Source organism: Nonomuraea terrae, from assembly GCF_044465245.1.
GTDB classification, from domain to species: Bacteria; Actinomycetota; Actinomycetes; order Streptosporangiales; family Streptosporangiaceae; genus Nonomuraea; species Nonomuraea terrae.
The window spans coordinates 705950-726778 of the sequence record NZ_JBITLL010000004.1 but is presented as its reverse complement, the minus strand read 5'-3'; the positions used below and the strand labels follow the sequence as shown (position 1 = coordinate 726778).

The 20829-nt window shown below is 71.9% G+C and carries 15 protein-coding genes; 7 read left to right on the top strand and 8 right to left on the bottom strand.

Translation table 11 applies throughout. The features are described 5' to 3' along the window. Positions 1-58: 58 nt before the first annotated feature. Together ACIBP6_RS21605 and ACIBP6_RS21600 are read left to right on the top strand one after the other, a co-directional pair. On the top strand, positions 59-2218 hold the full coding sequence (locus tag ACIBP6_RS21605) for an ATP-binding protein (RefSeq protein ID WP_397054675.1): 2160 nt from the start codon (positions 59-61) through the stop codon (positions 2216-2218). Between the two features lie 74 nt (positions 2219-2292). Continuing rightward, on the top strand, positions 2293-3513 hold the full coding sequence (locus ACIBP6_RS21600) for a cytochrome P450 (protein ID WP_397054673.1): 1221 nt from the start codon (positions 2293-2295) through the stop codon (positions 3511-3513). A gap of 2 nt (positions 3514-3515) precedes the next feature. Here ACIBP6_RS21600 and ACIBP6_RS21595 read toward each other — a convergent pair whose 3' ends face one another. Beyond that, positions 3516-4241: an SDR family oxidoreductase gene (locus tag ACIBP6_RS21595; RefSeq protein WP_397054671.1), complete on the bottom strand. Its 726-nt coding sequence runs from the start codon at positions 4239-4241 to the stop codon at positions 3516-3518. Between the two features lie 133 nt (positions 4242-4374). Then, the gene (locus ACIBP6_RS21590) at positions 4375-4515 is read right to left on the bottom strand and encodes a hypothetical protein (protein WP_397054669.1); all 141 of its coding nucleotides are present in this window, start codon (positions 4513-4515) and stop codon (positions 4375-4377) included. A 177-nt stretch (positions 4516-4692) separates the two neighbouring features. Here ACIBP6_RS21590 and ACIBP6_RS21585 point away from each other — a divergent pair, with 177 nt between their 5' ends. Together ACIBP6_RS21585 and ACIBP6_RS21580 are read left to right on the top strand one after the other, a co-directional pair. Beyond that, positions 4693-5712, top strand: a complete 1020-nt coding sequence (locus ACIBP6_RS21585) for a hypothetical protein (protein WP_397054667.1) — start codon at positions 4693-4695, stop codon at positions 5710-5712. 59 nt (positions 5713-5771) lie between these two features. After that, positions 5772-6197, top strand: a complete 426-nt coding sequence (locus tag ACIBP6_RS21580; protein ID WP_397054665.1) for a hypothetical protein — start codon at positions 5772-5774, stop codon at positions 6195-6197. A gap of 4 nt (positions 6198-6201) precedes the next feature. Here the strand turns inward: ACIBP6_RS21580 and ACIBP6_RS21575 are convergent, their stop codons facing one another. The 4 genes from ACIBP6_RS21575 to ACIBP6_RS21560 form a co-directional block, all read right to left on the bottom strand. Continuing rightward, positions 6202-10779, bottom strand: coding sequence for a caspase, EACC1-associated type (locus tag ACIBP6_RS21575; protein WP_397054663.1), 4578 nt, complete (start codon positions 10777-10779; stop codon positions 6202-6204). Between the two features lie 252 nt (positions 10780-11031). Further along, a complete protein-coding gene (locus tag ACIBP6_RS21570) occupies positions 11032-12282 on the bottom strand; it encodes a peptidase C39 family protein (protein ID WP_397054661.1) in 1251 nt (416 codons plus the stop codon). A gap of 83 nt (positions 12283-12365) precedes the next feature. After that, positions 12366-12968, bottom strand: coding sequence for an HAAS signaling domain-containing protein (locus tag ACIBP6_RS21565; protein ID WP_397054659.1), 603 nt, complete (start codon positions 12966-12968; stop codon positions 12366-12368). 14 nt (positions 12969-12982) lie between these two features. Next, complete coding sequence (locus ACIBP6_RS21560) at positions 12983-13333, bottom strand: PadR family transcriptional regulator (protein WP_397054657.1); 351 nt, start codon at positions 13331-13333, stop codon at positions 12983-12985. Positions 13334-13435: 102 nt separating this feature from the next. On the opposite strand from ACIBP6_RS21560, the gene ACIBP6_RS21555 reads away from it, so the two are divergent. From ACIBP6_RS21555 to ACIBP6_RS21545, 3 genes are all read left to right on the top strand, one after another. Beyond that, positions 13436-14098: an adenylate kinase family protein gene (locus ACIBP6_RS21555; RefSeq protein WP_397054655.1), complete on the top strand. Its 663-nt coding sequence runs from the start codon at positions 13436-13438 to the stop codon at positions 14096-14098. 91 nt (positions 14099-14189) lie between these two features. Beyond that, positions 14190-15806, top strand: a complete 1617-nt coding sequence (locus ACIBP6_RS21550) for an alpha-amylase family glycosyl hydrolase (RefSeq protein WP_397054653.1) — start codon at positions 14190-14192, stop codon at positions 15804-15806. After that, positions 15803-16111, top strand: coding sequence for a sulfatase-like hydrolase/transferase (locus tag ACIBP6_RS21545; protein ID WP_397054651.1), 309 nt, complete (start codon positions 15803-15805; stop codon positions 16109-16111). The genes ACIBP6_RS21550 and ACIBP6_RS21545 overlap by 4 nt, the downstream gene beginning before the upstream one ends. On the opposite strand, the gene ACIBP6_RS21540 is transcribed toward ACIBP6_RS21545, so the two are convergent. Then, complete coding sequence (locus tag ACIBP6_RS21540) at positions 16069-19335, bottom strand: ATP-binding protein (protein WP_397054649.1); 3267 nt, start codon at positions 19333-19335, stop codon at positions 16069-16071. The two genes, ACIBP6_RS21545 and ACIBP6_RS21540, sit on opposite strands and share 43 nt — an antisense overlap. Beyond that, the gene (locus ACIBP6_RS21535; RefSeq protein WP_397054647.1) at positions 19328-20017 is read right to left on the bottom strand and encodes a hypothetical protein; all 690 of its coding nucleotides are present in this window, start codon (positions 20015-20017) and stop codon (positions 19328-19330) included. Before ACIBP6_RS21535 ends, ACIBP6_RS21540 begins: the two co-directional genes overlap by 8 nt. Positions 20018-20829 lie beyond the last annotated feature (812 nt).

Below are 20829 nucleotides of genomic sequence, written 5' to 3'. Positions count from 1 at the left end.
GGCGCCGGGGAATCCGGCAAGCTGCTGTCACGCCGGTAGCCGATGGGTGGCGATCACGATGTCAAGGCAGTGGCCCGCGGGAAACCTCCCTTCGGAGCCGACGAGTCTGGTCGGCCGCCGTGCCGAGCTCGACGAGGTGCGCCGGGCCTGCGGGCGGTCGCGGCTGGTGACGCTCACCGGCGTCGGCGGCGTCGGCAAGTCACGCCTGGCGCTGCGGGCCGCCGCCGACCTGCGCCCGTCGTTCGGTGGCGGGGCGTGGCTGGTGGAGCTGGCGCCGCTCGACGACGGCGCGCTGCTGCCCCACCGGATCGCCGAGGCGCTCGGGCTGAGTGACCAGACCACCCGGCCGATGACCCAGGTGCTGGCCGACCACCTGTACGACCGTGACGTGCTGCTCGTCCTCGACACCTGCGAACATCTGGCCCGTGCCTGCTCCCGGACGGTGACGGCGCTGCTCGACGCCGTGCCCGGCCTGCGCGTGCTGGCGACCAGCCGCCGCCCGCTGGAGGCGCCCGGCGAGGTGGTGCAGGCGATCGAGCCGCTGCCGGTCCCGCCCGAGGGCGCCACGGCGCTCGACGGCGACGCGGTACGGCTGCTGGCCGAGCGCGCCGCCGACACCGTGCCCGGCTTCCAGCCGGCCGACGACCGGGAGGCCGTCGTCCGCCTGTGCCGCAGGCTGGAGGGCATCCCGCTGGCCATCGAGCTGGCCGCGGCCCGGCTGCGTGAGCTGCCGGTCCGGCACCTGGTGGACCGGCTCGACGACCGGTTCGCCGCGCTCGGCGACGACCCTGACGCGCCCCACGCCGCCGAACCGCCGTGGCACCGCGCGCTGCGTACCACTGTCGGGTGGAGTCACGAGCTGTGCGAGCCGGCCGAGCGGCTGCTGTGGGCGCGGCTGTCGGTGTTCTCCGGCGACTTCGACGTCGAGGCCGCCCGCGCGGTGTGCGCCGACGAGCGGTTGCCCGAGGCCGGCGTCGGGCTGCTGCTCGACGCGCTGGCCGAGGAGTCGATCCTGACGTGGCTGCCGACCGGCGGGAGCGAGCGCTACCGCATGCTCGACACGTTACGCGAATACGGCGCCGGCTGGCTGCGCGACCTCGGCGAGGAGGAGCTCGCCCGGCGCCGCCACCGCGACCACTACCTGGCGCTGGCCCGCCGCGGCGCCGACGGCTGGCTCGGGCCCGACCAGATCGCCTGGTACGACCGCATGATCGGCGAGCACGACAACCTGCGTGCCGCCCTGGAGGACGCCCTCGCCGCGAAGGACCCCGTCCCCGCGCTGGAGCTGGCCGGCACCCTGGCCTTCTTCTGGTACGGCTGCGGCTACGTCAAGGAGGGCCGCCACCACCTGGGCCAGGCCCTCTCCCTCGACGCGACGCCCGGCCCGGCCCTCGTGCAGGCGCTGTGGGCCGACGGTCTGCTGGCGGCCACGCAGGGCGACGCCGACGGCGCCGAGACCAGGGCGGCCCAGTGCGAGGCGGCGGCCGGCAGCGGCGACGCGTACGCGCGGACGTGCGTCACCGCCCTGCGGGCCCTGGCCGGGGCGATCCGCGGCGACCTGACACAGGTCATGGCCGCGTCCGAGGCCGCCTACCAGGCCCGCCGCGACGGCGATCTCACCGGCGATCTCACCGGCGGCCTCACCGGCGGCCTCACGAACGACCTCACCATCGCCGAGCTGGTGACGCTGCTGTGCCGCGCCCACGCGCTCACCGTCGGCGGGCGCGTCGGCGAGGCCATCGCCGTACTGGAAGACCTGCGCGTGCTCTGCGACGCGCGGGGCGAGCAGTCGATGCGTTCCCACGGCGACCTCATGCGCGGGCAGGCCGAGCTCTGCTCGGGCCGCCCGGACGCGGCCACCGCCCACGGGCAGGCGGCGCTGCGGACGAAGTGGCGGCTGCACGACAGCTTCGGCATCTGCCTGGCCGTCGACCTGCTCGCCCTCGCGGCGGGCGCGGCCGGACAGGCGGTGCGGGTGGCCCGACTGCTCGGGCTGGCGCAACGGCTGTGGAGCACCCACGGCCAGGCGCAGGCCGGCGTGCCCGCATGGGTGGCCGCCAGGAGGGCGTGCGAGCGGCAGGCCCGCGACGCGCTCGGCGACGACGCCTACCGGGTGGCGTACCGCACCGGGTTCGACGGCGACATCGACGCCGGCATCGCGTACGCACTCCAGCCGGAGGGCGAGGGCCTGCTGCCGGACGGCGGCCCGCTGGTCTGAACACGTGGCGGAGGGGGCAGGCGCCGCCGCCCGTGCCGTCTTTGACGGGTACGCGACAATGGCAACCCCTCACCATGGAGACCTTCTTGGAGATGCACCCCTTACCGGCGCCTGGCGAGCGGTTGTCACAGACCGTGCGCCGGCTCCGCGACGAGGCCGGGCCCGTCACGCCGGTCGAGCTGCCGGGTGGAGTCGCGGCCTGGCTCGTGACCAGCTACGACGCGGTCAACGAGATCCTGGCCCACGACAGCGATCTCTACAGCAACGACCCGCGCAACTTCGCGGCGCTGCACGACGGCACCATCCCGGCCGACTGGCCCCTGCGGTACATGGTCCAGGCCGATCATCTGCTGATGAAGGACGGCACCGAGCACCGGCGGCTGCGCAGCCTGGTCAGCCGGGCCTTCACCCCGGCCCTCGTGCACGCGCTCGAACCCCGCATCCGCACGCTGGCCGGAGAGCTGCTCGACCGGGTGGCGGGCGAGGGCGACGGGGTCGACCTCGTCCGCCACTACACCGAGCCGCTGCCGATCACGGTGATCTGCGAGCTGTTCGGCGTCCCGGCGCAGGACCGCGACCACATCCGCGACTGGACCAGGACGCTCGTCTCGTTCGGCGCCGCCCCGCCGGAGCTGGCGAAGACGGGCGCGGAGCTACGGGCGTACCTGAGCGCGCACGTCCGGTGGCGCCGCCGCGAGCCCGGCGACGACCTCACCACCGCCCTCTGCCTCGCGCGGGACGAGGACGGCGACGGGCTCATCGACGACGAACTGGTGTGGGTCCTCTGGGTCATGATCATGAGCGGTCACGAGACCACGGTTCACCTGATCACCAACGCCGTCGTGGCGCTGTGCTCCGACCGGGAGCAGCTCGGCGCGGCCATCGCCGGCGACGGCTGGGCCGAGGTGGTCGAGGAGGCGCTGCGCAGCCGCAGCTCGGTGGTCAACGGCCTGTGCCGCTATCCGCTGCGTGACGTGCGGATCGGCGGGGTGACCGTGCGGGCGGGGCAGGCCCTGGTCATCGGGTTCGGGGCGACGGGGACCGACCCGGCCAGGTTCGGCGAGGACGCCGAGCGGTTCGACGTCTCGCGGGCGCCCGAGGCGCACCTCGGGTTCGGCCGCGGGGAGCACTCCTGCCTGGGCGCGCCGCTGGCCCGGCTGGAGGCCGGGATCGCCCTGTCCATGCTGTTCACCCGCTTTCCGGGGCTGCGCCTGGCGGTGGACGCGGGCGACCTCGACCACACCTCGTCGATCTCGATCGAGGGGCCGACGGCGCTGCCGGTACTGCTGCGGTGACCTCAGCGCTGCCGGGCCGGACGGACGATGATCTCGTTGACGTCCTCGGCCGGCGGCCGGCCGATCGCGTACGCGATGGCGTCGGCGATGCCGCTCGGCGGGATGGAGTTCGCCCGGTATGTCCGCATCGTGTCCCGCGCGACCGGGTCGCTGATCGACTCGGCCAGTTCCGACTCCACGACGCCGGGGGAGACGGTGGTGACGCGGATGCCGGGGTCGAGCTCCTGGCGCAGGCCCTCGGTGATCGCCCAGGCGGCGTACTTCGTGCCGCAGTAGACGGCGGCCGTCGGCGACACCTCGTGCGCGCCGATCGACGCGACGGTGACGAAGTGGCCCGAGCCCTGGCGCTGGAAGTGCGGCAGGGCGGCGGCGATGCCGTGCAGCAGGCCCCGGACGTTGACGTCGATCATCCGGTCCCACTCGTCGACGAGCAGCGCGTCAAGCCTGGACAGCGGCATCACGCCGGCGTTGGCGATCATCACGTCCACGCGGCCGTGCCGCTCGGCGGCGGCGTCCACGAACGCGGCGACGTCGCGCCGGTCGGTGACGTCCAGGCGGTGGACGTCCGCCGAGCCGCCGGCCGCCTCGATCTCCTTGGCGGTCGCGGCGAGCCGGTCCTCGCGGCGGGCGCCCATCACCACGCGGTGGCCTTCGGCGGCCAGCCGCCGCGCGGTGGCCTCGCCGATGCCGCTGCTCGCGCCGGTGATCAGGATGACTTTGCTGGTCATGCGTTCTCCTCGAAGGTTTCGGGCACGCCGGGACGGCGTTTTGGCATGGAAGGATGGCGAGCCGGCGGTCGCCGGCCACGTGGGTGACAGGGTGGTCAGTACGCCTTCGGGCGGCCGGAGGCGAGGCCGCCCGTCAGGGGCTCCCCGGATCGGCCTGGCGGACGACGCGCTGCCGGCCGGTCGCACCGTTCACGTGCGGGGCCGGCACGTCTTCGGGCCGGACCGGCTCACGGCGGGCCCTCGGGAAGCGGCCCAGCGGGTTGTCCGTGTCCATGGTTCGAGGCTAGGCGGGAATCGCGTGCCGAGGGTGGCCGTGGCACTCCCACCCAGGGCGGCCCCGCGCGTACTCCCCTGGCTGAGTGGATCGTACGGCGGGGGAAGGGCGAGCCAGGGTCCAGGAGGGCGAGGTTAGGGCGGGATGGTCTGTCCGATAACGACTAATTTGTGGCGAATGTCTATTCATAACGTGCATCTCGTCGGCAGTGTCCCGCTCGGCGATGCCGAGGAGGTCTTCCGTTCCGCGGCCGGTCGGCTCGGAGACCGCTTGCGGCGGGTCACCGACGGGGAGACCGGGGCGCGGGCCAACTGGACGTTCTGGCAGGACGCGGTGTTCGCCAGGACCGCCGGTCTCGTCACGGACGGCAACCAGAACGGCGAGTACAGTCGCACCGCGAAGTACCGGCTGCGTGACGGGTTCGACCCCGCCCAGCTGAGCTTCGGCGAGCTCGGGTACGCGGCGGCGGCGCGCGCGTCGTGGCAGGTCTTCGAGCGCCTGCGCGACGACGGCGTGCTGCCCGACATCCGTTTCCAGGTGAGCCTCCCGACGCCGATGGCCCCCGTACGGCTGTACGGCGCCCCGGGGTCGCAGGCCGCGGTCGAGCCGGCGTACGAGGCCGCCATGCTCCGCGAGCTGGAGCTGATCGCCGACGCCGTCCCGCACGACCGGCTGTCGATCCAGTGGGACACGGCGGTCGAGTTCGGCATGCTGGAGGGCGTCTTCCCCGGCTGGATCCCCGATCTCGAACAGGGCATCCTCGACCGGCTGACCCGCCTGGGCGACGCGGTCCCCGCCGGCGCGGAGCTCGGCTACCACCTGTGTTACGGCGACAGCGGGCACCGCCACTTCGTCCAGCCCAAGGACACCGGCCGGCTCGCGGCCGTCGCCAACGCGCTGACCGACCGGCTCGCCCGGCCGCTCGCGTGGATCCACCTGCCCGTCCCCATCGACCGTACGGATCCGGCGTACTTCGCCCCGCTGCGCGGCCTGCGGCTGCCCGCCGACACGGAGCTCTACCTGGGCCTCATCCACGCGGGCGACGGTCTGGAGGGCGCACGACGGCGGGTCGACGCCGCACGGACGGCCGTCGGCGCGTTCGGCGTGGCCACCGAGTGCGGCTTCGGGCGCCGCCCGCCGGAGTCGATCCCGGACCTGCTCACTTTGCACGCCGCCGTCGCCGGGCTCATGGGCTGACAGCGCCGTCCCGGCTGAGCCCCGGGCCGCGGGCGGTTCGATGATGCCGAGTGAAGGGCATGACGTTCTGGGCTGAGGAGGCGCAGAGCATGCACTGGCACGCGTACCGGTGGGCGGGAGCGGGTGCCGACCGGGACGACGAGGAGGAGCGCAGGCCGTCCTCGCCGGAGTTCAGGGCCTCGGCGCTGCCGCCGATGCGTACGGGGGACTGGCTGGCCAAGCCCGCCTCGCGGATCGCGGCCGGCTTCGACGACGTCGATGAGGCGGTGGCGTGGCTGGCCGCCGAGTACGGCAAGGTGCGCGGGGTGCTGCTCCACCCGGAGGGCGTCCCCCTCGACGAGCGGCTGGCGAACGCCCGTGACCTTCTGCCGCGCGGTGTGGACGTCCAGTGGGGCGAGTGGCTGCGGGGCGGCCGGTTCGTCACGATCGGCGTGATCTGCTGCCCGAACCGGCACGCCGCCCACCCCTGCCCCACCGGCCGCTGAGCGTTCAGTCGGCGGTGCAGGGCGGGGTGTAGGGACGGCCGGGGACGTACCGGGACCACTCGGCACGGGTGATCGACGTGCCGGACGCCTCGCAGACGTTCGCGCTCGCCTGCTCCACGTTCAGCCCCCACAACTGCGCGGCCGTGCCGGACGCGCCGGCCAGCAGCGAGCCGTCCGGGCCGAACTCCACGTCGCGCACCGTGTCGCGCACAGTGTCGCGCCCCGTGTCGCGGCCGGACAGCACGGCCCACAGCGCCGGGCGGGCCCGGCTGACGACGTTCCAGATCCGCAGGGTCGCGTCGCGGGAGGCCGTGGCGAGGGTGCGGTCGTCCGGGCCGAAGGCGACGGCGGACACGCCGGCGGTGTGGCCCGGCAGGTCCGCCAGCCGCTTCGGGCTCTGCGGACGGCTGACGTCCCACAGCCGCGCGGTGCCGTCGGACGACGCCGTGGCAAGCGTCCTGCCGTCGCGGGTGAAGCCCAGGTCGAGCACGCCGCCGGTGTGGGCGGCGAACGAGCCCAGGTCACGCGGCTCCGCCGGGGTGGAGACGTCCCAGAGCCGTACGGACGAAGTGCCCGAGCCGACGGCGAGAACCCGGCCGTCCGGCCGGAACACCGCCGCGCTCACCCGTGCGTCGCTCGCACCGAGCGCGGCGACCCGCTGCGGTGCGGCCGGGTCGGCGACGTTCCACAGCAGCGTCCTGCCGTCGCGGCCGGTGGTCACCACCATGCGGCCGTCCGCGCTGTAGGCGGCCGTGCGCACGCCGTCGGTGTGCCCCGCCAGCGTGCCGAGCTGTTTCGGGGCCGCCGGGTCGGCGACGTCCCAGATGCGGGCGGTGCGGTCGAGCGAGGCCGTGAGGAGGCGGCGCCCGTCGGGGCTGAACGCGGCCGCCGTGACCTGGCCGGTGTGGCCGGTCAGGATCGACTGTGGACTGCTCACCGCGGGGTCCGAGACGTCCCAGAGCCGTACGGTCCTGTCGTCGGAGGCGGTGGCGAGGACGCGGCCGGCCTTGTCGATCGCCAGCGCGCCCACCGCGCCGGTGTGGCGGGCCAGCCGGGCGCGCGGGGCGACGCGGGCGGCGTCGGTGGCGTTCCACAGCCGGGCGATCCCGTCGGCGGAGGAGGTCGCCAGGTGCCGGCCGTTCGGGCTGAACGCCACCCCCGTCACCGCGTCGGGGAAGCCCGCCAGCGACGCGACCAGCTCGGGATCCTCCGGGTCGGCCACGCTCCACAGGCCGACCGTCGCGTCGGCGGAGGCGCCGGCCAGCACGGTGCCGTCGGGGCTGAAGGCGATGTCGTCCACGGGGTCGCCGTGCCCGCGCGCCGTGCCGACCAGCTCGGCGGCGGTGATGTCCCACAGCTCGACCGCGCCGGTGCCGGAGGAGGTGGCCAGGTGCAGGCCGTTCGGCGCGAACGCGACGCCGCGCACGCCGCCCTGCGCGGACGTCAGCACGGCCAGGCTCGCCGGCTGGGCCGGGGTCAGCACGTTGAGCAGCGTGACGGTGCCGGCGGAGGTGAGCGCGACCATGCTGCCGTCGGGGCTGTAGGCCACCCGGGCGAGACCGGCCTGCTGGCCGCGGACGGCGACCTGGCGGGCGCGCGCCGGTTCGGCGACGTCCCACAGTCGCATCGAGCCGTCGAGGGACGCGGTGGCCAGCACGTCGCCCTTCGGGCTGAACGCCACCGAGCCGACCTCGTCCTCGTGGCCCTTCAGCGTGGCCAGGGCGCGTGGCGCGGCGGTGTCGGAGACGTCCCAGAGACGGGCCGTGCCGTCGGCCGACCCGGTCGCGAGCACCCGGCCGTCGGGGCTGAACGCCGCCGCGACCACGCCGCCCGTGTGGCCCTTCACCACGCCCAGGCTCGCCGGGCGCAGTGGGTCGGCGACGTTCCACAGCCGGGCGGTGGAGTCGACGGAGGCGGTGACGGCGACCCGGCCGTCACGGCGGTAGGCCACCTGCTGGACGGGAGCGGTGTGGCCGATCATCCGGGCGCCGATCGGGCGGGAGAGCGAGCCGAGCAGCGCCCCCCTGGCCTCCGGCGTGGCCGACAGGCGGTAGGCGGCCAGGGCCAGCTGTGACCCGAGCGAGGTGTCGCGCGCGGTGTTGGCCGCGGTGGCGACCTGGCGGGAGAGCGCCTGGTCGCGCTGCGCGGCAGCCTCCGCCGCGCGGCCGCTCGCCTGACCGCCCCGCACCAGGGCCACGATGCCGCCCGCCGCCACGACGAGCACGAGCGCCGTCAGCGAGGCGATCGCGCCCCTGGCGATCAGCGAACGCCTGCGCCCCCGATGCCGCGACGCCTCCAGGAACTCCCGCTCGACGTCGCTGACCCCGCCACCCGCGGACGGAGGCGACGCCGTGCCTCCGCCGCCGCGCCGCCCCGCGCGGGCGGGCGCCGTGCCGTCGCCCGCGCCGGCTCGCCGTCCCACGCGGGCGGGCGCCGTGTCGTCGCCCGCGCCGGCCCGCCGTCCCGCGCGGGCCCGCGCCGTGCCCTCGCCCGTCCCGATGACGGCCTGGGCGGTGGCCAGGCGGTCGCCGGTGTACAGGTACGCCGGGTCGCGGCCCTCGCGTCGCCACATCTCCGCGTCCTCGGTGAGACGGCGGCGCACGAGCAGAGCCGCGCGGCCGGTCTCGGCCCAGCTGCCGAGCCGCGGCCAGGCCCGCACCAGCGCCTCGTGGGCGAGCTGCGCCTCGTCGTCGTCCACGGTGACCAGCCGTGCCCGGACGAACTCCGCCAGCACCTGCCCCTCGATGGAGTCCTTGCCGGGGCTCAGCTCGGCGAGCGGGACCCGCCGCCGGGCGCCGTTGCCGCGCGCGTCGACGTGCACCAGCCGGACCAGCAGTGCCCGCGCCGCCGGCTCGAACTCCGCGCCCAGCCGCCGCAGCGCCTCCTCGCCGCTCATCGCGACCGCCCGCGCGACCCCGCCCGCAGACCGGTAGCCGGCCATGGTGAGCACGCCGCCGGTACGCCGCTGCCAGGTGGCCAGCAGCGCGTGGGACAGCAGCGCGAGCAGGTCGTCCGCGCCGCGCAGGGCCCGCAGGTCCTCCAGGATCAGGTCGGTGAGCCCCGGCTCCACGGACAGCCCCGAGCGGGTGGCCGGCTCCTCGATCACCCGGCGCAGCTCGGCCTCGGTCATCGGCGCGACGACCTCGGGCCGGCGCGCCGCCTCCAGCAGGCCGGGGTAGGCGGCGCAGTGGCCGAAGAAGTCGCCGCGCACGGCCATCACCACGGCGGCCGAACGCGACAGCTGGGCGAGCGTCTCGGCGAAGCGCCGCCGCTCGGTTTCCTCGGCGCAGACGGTGAAGACCTCCTCGAACTGGTCCACCACCAGCAGCAGCGGCCCCGGCAGCCAGCGCCGCGCCGAGCCGGGATCGGACTCCATGATCGCCCGCAGCCGCTCGGGGTCGCCGCCGCCGAACGCCGTGAGCGCCCGCGCCAGTGACGTCAGCGGCCGCTCGCCGGGTGTGAACAGGACGCGCGGCGGCTCCTGCCCGTGGCCGTCGCGCAGCGCGGGGATCAGCCCGGCGCGCAGGAGGGACGACTTCCCGCAGCCCGACGGGCCGGTGACGAGGATGGGGCCGCCGCTCTGCTCAGGCCCGCTGACCACCGGGGGAGCGGCGTCGCGCAGCGCCTGCCGCACCCGCGCGGCCAGCGCCCTGGCCGGCTCCTCCCGGCCGAAGAACAGCCCGGTGTGCTCCGGCTCGTACGCCGCCAGCCCTCGGTAGGGGCTGTTCAGGTCGCCGGGGGAGGCGATGGGCGGGTTCTGCCGCTTGCGCGGCCCGGCGTGGGCGGGGTTGACGGCGAGCGGCGGCAGCCCGTCGAGGTCGCCCGCCAGGCGGCGCGGGCGCGGGAACCCGGCCCCGGGCAGCACGCCGGCCAGGTGGTGGTGGACGTGGTCGAGCGTGAGCGCCTCCGGCCCCGCCGGGTCGCCCTCGGTCAGCAGCCGCAGCAGCGCTCCGGTCAGCGCGGTGTGCCGGACGCCGGGCAGCGCCCAGGAGTTGCCGTCCCTGCTGGACGACGCCAGCACGTACGCCCCCGGCCAGGCCGCGTCGAAGGCCCGGTCCACCGCGCGGGCGGGCACCGGCCGGCCGCCGCCGGTGAAGCAGCAGTCGAGCACCATGACGACGTACTCGGCCGAGGACGAGGCGAGGATCCGGCGGACGGCGGTGTACGGCAGCGCCTGGTGGCCGGCCGCCCCCTGCCCGAGGTCGGCCGTGGCCTGCGTCGCCAGGTACAGCTCGTGGTCCGGGCCGAACACGCCGTGCCCGACATAGTGGAACATCAGCACGCTGGTGGCCTCGCGGGCCGCCCGTTCCAGCGCCTCGCCCAGCTGGGCGGGGGTCGCCGGGTCGAGCAGCACGGTCAGGCCGGACGGGGCCAGGCCCGCCCGCTCGACCAGGCACCGGCCGAGGTCGGCGAGGGTGGCCGGGACAGCGGCGGCCGTGGGCAGGCGCGAGGCCGCCAGGTGGGTGCCCGTGCCCGCCACCACGGCTCGCGCGCCCTCGGAGGCCAGCAGCAGGGGCGGACCGTTCCACTGGGGCCGCACCAGCCGGGTCTTCTCGAGCGTCGCAGATTCGTCCTCGGTCATCGGGCGCTCCACGGCGTGGAAGGTCAGTCGGCCACAGCGGTCGGGGACATCGCGCGCGGCGGCAGCTCCGGCCCGGCAGACGGACCCGGCTGCTCCGGACGACCCCCCGATCGGCGCGTATCACGGCGGAAACGACGGGTGGTCCCGCGGTTTCCGGTTGTCAGGGTACGCAGGTCTGCGCCGGGCGTCGAGGTTTCCGCCAGGTTCCCCAAGGTGGGAGCCCCGGGTCCGTGGATCCGGGGCTCCTGGCGGTCACCAGTTGGCGGGCAGTCCCGGCGTCGTGGCGGGCAGCGCGTGGCCGGGCGGGTGGATGACGTACACCACGCCGCCGCTGCCGGCGCTGCGCAGCCAGACGTTCTCGAAGTCGGCCCGCGGGTAGACGCGGCGGACCGCGTCGTTGGAGGGCGACGCCGGGTCGTTGGCGATCACGTCGCCGTCAGCGGTGAAGCCGACGACCGTCATCAGGTGGCCGTCGGTGCCGTATCCGGCGCCGGGCAGCTCGCCCTTCTTGAACGACTGCGAGGTGATGACCGGGATGCCGGCCTTGATGAGCAGCTCCAGCTCGGTCAGCGACCGCAGCCGGGTGACGAACCCGTCCATCCCGTACCGGCCGGCGTAGGCGATGTTGAACGGCCAGTTGCCGGCGCCCTCGTAGGCGTGGTCGTAGGTGTGACGGGCGGCGTGATCGACCTCGGGGTTCGGGTCGGACGGGTCGACCCAGGCGGTCTCCTCCGCGCTGGGCCACCGGTCCCAGTGGCCCAGCACCATGGTGGTCGAGGTCGGGCTGCACCACGCCTGGCCCCCGCCGTCCCACTCGGGGTAGTGGCCGGTGTGGACGTTCTGGGAGCGGCGCGGCACGGTCAGCTCGACGCCCCACGCGGCGCCGCCGGGGCTGACCGGCACCTTCTTGCGCTCGGGAACGCGGGAGCCCATCACCCCGGCGGTCCTGACCCGCGGCGTCACGGACGAGCCCGGCGTGCGGTAGAGGGTCAGGCGCAGCTGGTACGCGCTCAGCGGCTTGCCCGCCGCCGCGGCCAGCGTGTCGACGTTCACCGCCGCGTCGGCGTCGCTCTGGCCGGGGACCGACGTGCGCAGGATGTCGCCTTCCGCGTACGCCCAGCGGCCCAGGGAATACCACGTCGTCAGGCCCTCGGCGTTGCGGCCGCGGAGCTCGACCTGCATCCAGCTCCCCGGCGGCACGTCGGCCGTCCAGGAGGCGATCAGCTCGGTGGCGGGGAAGCCGATGTCCCGCTCAGGGGCGGTCCACCGGGCGTACTCCCACGTCTTGGTGCCGAGGGCGTCGGTGTGGGAGACGGTCCCGGCGGCCGAGCCGAACGACAGGCCGTCACCGGCCGTCGTGCCCTCGGCGGTCCCGGAGGAGAAGCCGGCGCGGTGGTAGACGACGTCCGGCACGGCGGCGGCCGGTCGGCTCGCCGCCCCCGCGGGCGCGGGGGCGGTCGTGACCAGCAGCAGGGTGGACAGGAAGACGGTCAGCGCACGCATGGACCCACCTTCTCCGAAGGCATCTGGTCCGGCCGACCCTAGGCGCGCCGCGCGGGCAAAGCATCGGGAGATCTACGTATGGGTCACCGGGGCCGGACGACCCGGCCTCTCTTGACGGCGCGGGCCAGGGAGACGACCGCCGCCGCCAGCGCCGCCACCCCGATGACGATCGCGGCGGCCTGCGGCACCTCGATGACCGGGCTCCCGCCGTCGCCGAGCCGGTCCGCCACGAAGATCGTCGCGAGCGTGCAGGCCGCGAGACCGAGCGCCACCAGCTTGTACGCCCTCCCGCCCGTGACGGCCCTGGCTCCCGCGAACGCCGTGAAGACCGCGGAGAGGATGAAGCCCAGGACGAGCGCCCCCGTGACGATCTCCACCCAGGTGAAAACAATGGGGGATCTGTTCAGCGCCGCCAGCAGCGAGCCGACCCCGACGAAGACCAGTGCGGCCGTGAGCGCGGCGCCGAGCATGTAGGACAGCGGCGACGGTTTGCCCGACCTCGCGTCGAGCTGGGCCGCGACCTTCGCCGCGTACTCCTTCGGGCTGCCGAACGCCGCCCTCGGGTCCTCTCCGGTGTCGGCGACGTGGGACTCCACCTCGGCCAGCACCTCGCCGACGCGCTCGCCGGAGATCTCGTGGAGCCGCAGCGCGATCATCAGTTCGTCGCTGTACCTCTTGTCCAGCATGCTCATGCTCGTCCTCACCCCTTGTCCATTCCGCGTCGTACCACGGCGATCGCGGTCGTCGCGAACGCCACCCACTCCGGCCCCATCTCCGCGAGCGCCTTGCGGCCCTCGTCCGTCAGGGCGAAGAACTTCCGCCCCGGCCCGCCCTCGCCGGCTCGCCACTCGGCCCGCACCAGGCCGTCGGTGGCCAGTCGGTTGAGCAGCGGATAGAGGGTGCCGGCCTTCATGTCGGGCAGCCCCGCCTGTTCCAGGCGTTGGAGAAGCGCGTACCCGTAGCTCTCGCCGCTGTCGGCGAGCAGGGCCAGCACGGACAGGTCGAGCACGCCGCGCAACCACTGTGTCCGTCTGGTCGTCACATCCGCCATGGGAAGACAGTAACGCCAACTAGTAGGTCTCGCAAAGTAGTAGGCGTCATATAATTCTGAGGCGGTCATCACACCGCGCGGCTTTCCGGGCAGGAGTGGGTCATGCGGAAATACGTGATCATGGGCGTGCAGGGGAGCGGCAAGGGCACGCAGAGCAAGTTGCTCGCCGCCGACCTGGACCTGGTGCACATCAGCGTCGGCGACATCTTCCGCTGGCACGTCAAGCGCCACACCAAGCTCGGCGCCCAGGTCCGCCGCCTGGTCGCCGCGGGCGAGCTGGTGGGAGACGACCTGGTGGAGGACGTCGTCAGAGACCGCCTCCAGCTGCACGACTGGAACTACGGCTTCGTCGTCGACGGTTTCCCGCGCAACCGGCGCCAGACGGAGTTCTTCCTGGAGAGTTACGACATCGACGGCGTGATCCACCTCGACCTGCCTGACGACGAGGTGCGCCGCCGCGTGCTGGCCCGGCGCCTGTGCTCGCGCTGCGGCATGGACTACAACCTCATCGCCCACCGGCCCGAGGTGGACGGCCGCTGCGACGTCTGCGGCGGCGAGCTCGTCACCCGGGCCGACGACACCCCCGACGCGCTGGCCCGCCGCCTGGCCGACTACCGGACGAAGACGGATCCGGTGCTGGAGCTCTTCCGCCGCAAGGAGTACGTCCTGACCATCGACGCCCGCGCCGACAAGGCGTCCGTCCAGCAGACCATCAGGACCCGCTTCGGCCTCCCGCCCTACACGCCTCTCCCGGACGCCGGTTAGACGGTCGCCCCGCCGCCGCTCGACGACGGCGAGACGGCCGCCCTTTGCGCGTCCCTGGACGCGTTCGAACCCGACCTGATCGGAGCCGCCGATGAGTGACGCCGAGTGGTGGCGGACCGCCGTCATCTACGAGCTGTACATCCGGTCGTTCGCGGACGGCGACGGCGACGGCATCGGCGACATCGCGGGCATCCGCGGCCGCCTGGCCTACCTGGCCGATCTCGGCGTGGACGCCGTCTGGATCACGCCGTGGTACGCGTCGCCGAACAACGACGGCGGCTACGACGTCTCCGACTACCGCGCCATCGCCCCCGAGTACGGCGACGTGCGCCAGGCCGAGCTCCTCATCGAGGAGGCGCACCGGCACGGCCTGCGGGTCGTGCTGGACGTCGTGCCGAACCACACCTCCACCGACCACCCGTGGTTCCAGGCCGCGCTCGCCGCTCCGCCCGGCTCCCCGGAACGCGCCAGGTACCACTTCCTGGACGGCCCCGGCGGGGACGTCCCGCCGAACGACTGGCGCAGCATGTTCGGCGGCAGCGCCTGGCAGCGGGTGCCCGACGGGCAGTGGTACCTGCACCTGTTCGACCCCAGCCAGGCCGATCTCAACTGGTCGAACCCCGAGGTCCGCGCGGAGTTCCTGGACATCCTGCGGTTCTGGTTCGACCGCGGGGTGGACGGGTTCAGGATCGACGTCGCCACCGGGCTGATCAAACACCCGGAATATCCCGATCTCGGTTACGGGGAGGAGGATCTGCTCGTCCTGACCGACGTGCCGGACCACCCGCACCGCGACCGCGACGAGGTGCACGAGATCTACCGTGACTGGCGCAGGGTGGCCGACGAGTACGACCCGCCCCGCGTGTTCGTGGCCGAGGCGTGGGTGGCCGACCCCGAACGGCTGGCCAGGTACGTGGCGCCGGCCCAGCTGCACACCGCGTTCAACTTCCCGTTCCTGCAGTCCGCGTGGGACGCGGGCGACCTGTTCACCGTGATCGACTCTACGGTCCGCACGATGTCCCTCGTCGGCGCGCCACCGACCTGGGTGCTGTCCAACCACGACGTCGAACGCACGGTCACCCGCTACGGCCGCGCCGACACCCGCAAGCAGCAGGGCAGGTCGGGCCACGAGCTGGGCCCGGTGGACGAGGACCTCGGCCGCCGCCGCGCCAGGGCCGCGCTGCTGCTGATGCTCGCGCTGCCCGGCGTCGCCTACCTCTACCAGGGCGAGGAGCTCGGGCTGCCCGACCACATGGACATCCCCGACGACCGCATCCAGGACCCGATCTGGACCCGTTCCGGCGGGCGGCGCCGGGGACGCGACGGCTGCCGGGTGCCGCTGCCCTGGACGGCGGAGCCGGACGGCGCCGGGTTCGGCTCCGTGGACCCGTGGCTGCCGCAGCCGCCCGGCTGGGAGCGGTTCTCGGTCGAGAACCAGCTGGCCGACCCGTCGTCCACCTACCACCTCGTGGCCTGGGCGCTGCGGATCCGCCGCGAGCTGGACGTGCCGCAGGAGCTGGAGTGGACGGGCCGATCCGGCTCGGCCCTGTGCTTCCGCCGTGGACCGGGCTTCGCGTGCGTCGTCAACCTCGGCCCCGGGGAGGAGCCGCTGCCCCCGGACGCGGTCGTCCTGCTGCGCAGCGACACCCTCGAGGCCGGCGGCGCCCCGCTGCCGCCGGACACGACCGCGTGGCTGCGTACGACATGAGATCGCCCGACATCGTGCTGATCCTCGCCGACGACCTGGGCTATTCGGACCTCGGGTGCTACGGCGGTGAGATCCGTACGCCGAACCTCGACCGGCTCGGCCGCTCCGGGGTGCGGCTGACGCAGTTCTCCAACACGGCCCGGTGCAGCCCGTCACGCGCGTCCCTGCTGACCGGGCTGCACCCGCACCAGACCGGCATCGGCGTCCTGGCCGGGAGCGACATGCCCGGCGGCTGTCCGGGCAGCCTCACCGACCGCTATGACTACATGGGCACGCTCATCAGCCGCCGGATTTTCGCCTCATAGCGGTCGGCCACGTCGAGGAACTGGTTGTTGTTCTCGCAGACCTCCTTACCAAGCTCGCAGATGTCGAGGATCTGATTACCGAGGTCCAGGAACTCATCCTTAGACACCACTGACTGGCAGGCCTTCATCCAGTTGAACCCGTCCCGGACCATCACTGCGAACGTGTGCGGGGAATCCGGGCCCTTGCGTCTCGCGATCCGCTCCAGGTCGTCGAGAGCCGTCTTAGCGTCTGCGAACGAGGCGGCGTCCTGAGGGTACGTCGTTGCGTGCCGAAGCCGGATGGAGCTACTTGTCGTTTGGACGAGGTGGTCGGTCGCGCCACCGTCGCATCCGGTCGCAGAGTGGAGATGATTCGCTGCGATGGAAAGATCGCCTCGCTCCAGCTCGAACTGGCCGCGTTGCAGCCAGTAGTGGAAGTCCTCATGCAGCAGATCGTGAACCGAGTCATAGATCGAGCGCACGTCGCCGTAGGGGATCTTCGTCTTCTTCATCATGTCGTGGTTCAGCAGGCGAACCATGACCATTCGGTATGGGTGATCATGCCGCGAAATATGGCCGCCCCGTTCCGCGTAGAAGACGAGCAGCGAGCGGATGATCTCCGCTAGGAACACCGGCTGCTCTTTGAGGGTCGAGTCCACGACTGTGTCAGCAAAGGTCTTTTGCCTGCATCGTAACGCGCCCTCCGGCGTGCGGTTCAGCAGCCGCTGCCCCACCAAAACGTTGATCGCGTTTACCGTTTCGATTCCGGGTGCCCCCTGGGACACGACCTGGATCAGGTCGCCCTCGTCGATGCCGTGCTGCTTGTTGACCAGCTCGGACTGGAGAAAGCTCACGGTTGCGTAGATCAGCTTCCGTTCGTCGGAGAGCTGTTCGTATTCGCTGCGTACCTTGTCCTCGAACCGCTGTCTCGTGACCACCTCGATCATCGCGGCGAGCAGGCTCCGGCCGCTTAGTTGGCGCAGCCTCTCCACGCGCTGCCCCATGAAGCGGTACTCCTTGAGGATGCCGAGCAGCCCGTTGTTCTTGAGGATCTTCACCAGCTTTTCGAGGTCGTCGTCGCTCAGCGGGTCGTCAGCCGCTACCACGCGCGGCTGAAAGGTTGCGTCAAGGACGTCCTCGCGAGTTCTCCGCACGCTCGCCACCACAAGGGTCTGGCCGTTTCGGTTCAGGTGCCGCAGCAGCGTGGCCGCATGGCTGCTGAAGATGGCCACATCGTCGACGAACATGGCGTCTGGGTTCAGCTTGAGCACCTCGTCGACGACGGCCCTGCGCGAGCGTGTGGTCTCGCGGTCGATCCAGCCAACCGTCTTTCCCTTGCGGTACAAGTGGTAGGCGAAATGCATGAGCGCAGTGGTCTTCCCTGAGCCCGCCCGGCCCTTTACCAACACAATGGGCTGAATCTTGCTCGCGTCGGGTACAGCCGCGCGTCTGATGGCCTCGACCACTGACAACTTCGCCGCCTTGCCATCGACGATGTCGCCCCAGGTAGGATCATGCCCCTTCAGGTAGTCCTTGCTCCCAGCCGGCCTGTCCTTAATCAGGGAAGACACCAGCGAGACGCCCTTGCCCAGGCGCGTCTCGTCGATCAGCGCCACCCGGCGGTCGCGGCCCCTGCGGAGCTGCTCAATGCCGGGACGCAGGCTTGTGACGGCGAAAGCGGCTGGGTCCTGCCTGATGTGGATCAGGCCGTTGTGACGTAGTCGGGCGCGGTCGGCTGGAATTCCCTCCGCGGTGACGACAAAGCGAGCCGGAAGGCTCTCGTGAGCCGGGGTCGCGATCGGCTCCATCCATTCCCACAGAGCCTGGCTGCTCGGCGAGGTCGCCATCCACACCATCGGGTGGAGCAGCGCATCAGTCTGAAATTGACGAAACCACTGGCTCCGGGGGTCCGCGTGAGTCGAGGCCGGACCGAAGTCGACGGAGGCGAGATCGTCACTGACCATGCCGTTCATGGCGATGATCTCGACGTTGACGGTGGGATCCTCTTCCGGCCGCTCATGGCAGGCGTTGAAAATCCTGGCGCTGATCTGGTCGTCGGCGCCGGCCGCGGCCTGCAAAGCGTTTGAGCCGGTGAAATCGTAAATCCGCCACCACGGGGAGCGCAGCAGGTTGCGCGCACTCAGCGGTTGGGCGTCAGGCGCAATCCGCAACTGCTGTAGGACGCTCTGGAGCTGCGGCGCGGCCAGGCCGCCGACAGCGTCGGGCCAGATGCTGCGCATCGGTGGTTGAGAGGAAGGCAGATTGCCGTACGTCCTGACGGAGATCTGCTCCCGCAACTCGTCGAGGTCGATGATGTCCTTCACCGCACCGGAGACGAGCACGAGTACCATCCGACCGGATTCGGCCTGCCGGTAGAACTCGTGCAGGTGCTTCGCCTCGTCGTACCGCTCCTCGATCACCGGTTCTGGAGCGGGCTCTTGTCGTGCCGCCCGGCGGAGCAGCGTCATCCTCCTGCCCTCAACGGTGTCCGTCACCTCAGGTCGGCCGGTGCGTCCGAATTGTGCGCGGATCGATCGGTATGGCCGATCCCCGACGCTCCAGGCGTCGTCCCCGCCATGCCGTCCAGCCAGCAGCAACGTTGAGCCGTCCAGCGGGAATCCGGGCGGCAATGCCGCCGGCTCCGCAGCGATGACCATGGTCAGGTCGTTCCTGGCCTTCCATGCTGTGTAGTCGCCCCCGACGGCGTGTGAAAGCTGCTCGATTGTGCAGGTCGCGAGCGTGTGGTCGGGCGGTGAGGCGACCATGCGGAACACCGTGTTGGCCACGATCAGGCCGATCTGTCGGTCTCCGATGGTGATACGGGTGCTGCCCTCGCCTGGCAGCATCCCAAGCTGCCAGGCCTCGACCGTGTAGCCGCGCGCCCAGTCGAGAAAGTCCCGGAAGACCTGGTCGCGCATGGTCTCGACGATCTCGGTGTACTCGCCGCTCCATAGGTCAGCTTCGACGTCCCGCCAGTCTTTCACCAGGGCCCGCTCGACCAGCCGCCCGGCCACGTTTTTGTGCAGATCATCGACCCCCGGCACCGGGAGTACGAGAGGTTGCGACTCGTGCTCATAGCACTCCAGCAAGACGGCGTCTAGCGCGCCCTTGCCGAACGCTACGATCACGTTGAGGCGTTCGCCCTGCTTGTGCAGCACGCGGACGCTGTCGAGGATCGACTCGTCGTCCCTCGCCTGCGGGCCAAGGCATAAAAGGTTCAAGTGGGTGTTCATCTCACTACTCACGCAATCCGATTGTCTTGATGCTCGTCCGGGGGATGCGGAGGACGGTCACGCCGGGCGCACAGGTGCCGCGCTTGACAGCGATCTCCACGAACGCGGCGTTGATGGTGGCCTCCTTAATCCTCCCTTCGATCGCGTTCTGCGGCACGAACCGGCAGGCGCCAGCCACGCTCGCCAGTTGTTTCTGCTCCACAATGACGACGCCTGACACGACCTTCTCGGCTGGTCCGACAAGGACGGCAAGTCCAAAGGTGAGGGCGCTGAGAGCTAGGGCGGCTGCGGTCGTTCTCGTGGCCCATCTCTGCCGTTTATCGACCTCCTCTGTTTCGATGTCAGATTTCTGTAGGACTTTGGCTACGAAATCTTCGACATCCGTTGCGTCGCGAATCTTCACAAGCTGGTTGACTGGCAGGGAAATGGCCCACACGTACATCATCGCGGCGCATAGCCACAACACCACAGCGGTGACACCGATGATCCGGGTGAGCAGCGGATGGCTGGCCAGCGCCGTGAAGGTTAGTGCGGCGACGAGACCGCCAGCGAAGAGAGTGATCGTGGACTGCGCCGTCTGCGCCCTGGTCCTAGCGCTGGTGCCGGAACGCACCCGGTCCGAGTAATAGGCATCGCCGACCGCGTCGACAACCTTATCCAGCAACGCACTGCGATCTTCCGAGCCCGGCACCATGTAGCCACCGTCATGTCGAGGGGAGAATGGGCTCAAAATAGCATGGATCGTAACCGAGAAACTTGATTACGCCCGAATCCTTACCGCGCCATGCCGCGCCGATGCGGGCGATGCAAATCTCGCCTTTTGTGCAAGGCGATTGGGGCAATTTCGGCCGCGCCTCCCCGTCCACAACGCGGTCATCGTTGAACGCGGCTTCTACCGGTCGGGCCTTGGAACAAGGCCAAGGACCAACTGAGTTATAGCGGGAGCTCGTACCGTCACAGGGTTACCCGCGTGACCGGGCTGGACTTGTCCTCCAGCACGTTGCAATGCCGCCCGAATAGTGTTTGCGGCCTGGTCAGTCGGAGCGGAGCCCCAGCGTCGAGGGTATCTGTCCCGATGGGTATGAACGCTCATTGCTCGTATGCGGCGCCTCCGGCTTTCGCGACAACCGCACCTACGCCACGCGGACAGTACTTGCCCGCGCAGGTCGAGGCGCCCTACCAGTCGTGAAGCTCGCCGTCGAGGGCTTCTCCGAAGTGTTGAACAGCGAGGTGAAGCCGCTGGGCGCCAAGATTGTCATCGTGGAGCCGGAGCGTTCCGTGCCGACTGGGCCGACTCTTCCATGCGGATCGCCCCGTCGGGCCGGACGACGACGGCGCGATGAACCGGCGGCGCGCAGGTACGACCGGATGGCGCTGGGAGACCCGGCGCGGCGGCGCAGATGGTCCAGGACATCCTGGATCTCGAGCCGTCGCCGCGCCTACTGCTTGGGGCGAACGCTGTCGAACTCGCCGAGCGGGCGTCCCGTGACCAGGCCGCCGAGGCGG

Coding starts and splice junctions, on each gene's coding strand:
- ACIBP6_RS21605 (WP_397054675.1), top strand. CDS start 59: ATGTCAAGGCAGTGGCCCGCGGGAAACCTCCCTTCGGAGCCGACGAGT.
- ACIBP6_RS21600 (WP_397054673.1), top strand. CDS start 2,293: ATGGAGACCTTCTTGGAGATGCACCCCTTACCGGCGCCTGGCGAGCGG.
- ACIBP6_RS21595 (WP_397054671.1), bottom strand. CDS start 4,241: ATGACCAGCAAAGTCATCCTGATCACCGGCGCGAGCAGCGGCATCGGC.
- ACIBP6_RS21590 (WP_397054669.1), bottom strand. CDS start 4,515: ATGGACACGGACAACCCGCTGGGCCGCTTCCCGAGGGCCCGCCGTGAG.
- ACIBP6_RS21585 (WP_397054667.1), top strand. CDS start 4,693: ATGTCTATTCATAACGTGCATCTCGTCGGCAGTGTCCCGCTCGGCGAT.
- ACIBP6_RS21580 (WP_397054665.1), top strand. CDS start 5,772: ATGACGTTCTGGGCTGAGGAGGCGCAGAGCATGCACTGGCACGCGTAC.
- ACIBP6_RS21575 (WP_397054663.1), bottom strand. CDS start 10,779: ATGACCGAGGACGAATCTGCGACGCTCGAGAAGACCCGGCTGGTGCGG.
- ACIBP6_RS21570 (WP_397054661.1), bottom strand. CDS start 12,282: ATGCGTGCGCTGACCGTCTTCCTGTCCACCCTGCTGCTGGTCACGACC.
- ACIBP6_RS21565 (WP_397054659.1), bottom strand. CDS start 12,968: ATGCTGGACAAGAGGTACAGCGACGAACTGATGATCGCGCTGCGGCTC.
- ACIBP6_RS21560 (WP_397054657.1), bottom strand. CDS start 13,333: ATGGCGGATGTGACGACCAGACGGACACAGTGGTTGCGCGGCGTGCTC.
- ACIBP6_RS21555 (WP_397054655.1), top strand. CDS start 13,436: ATGCGGAAATACGTGATCATGGGCGTGCAGGGGAGCGGCAAGGGCACG.
- ACIBP6_RS21550 (WP_397054653.1), top strand. CDS start 14,190: ATGAGTGACGCCGAGTGGTGGCGGACCGCCGTCATCTACGAGCTGTAC.
- ACIBP6_RS21545 (WP_397054651.1), top strand. CDS start 15,803: ATGAGATCGCCCGACATCGTGCTGATCCTCGCCGACGACCTGGGCTAT.
- ACIBP6_RS21535 (WP_397054647.1), bottom strand. CDS start 20,017: ATGGTGCCGGGCTCGGAAGATCGCAGTGCGTTGCTGGATAAGGTTGTC.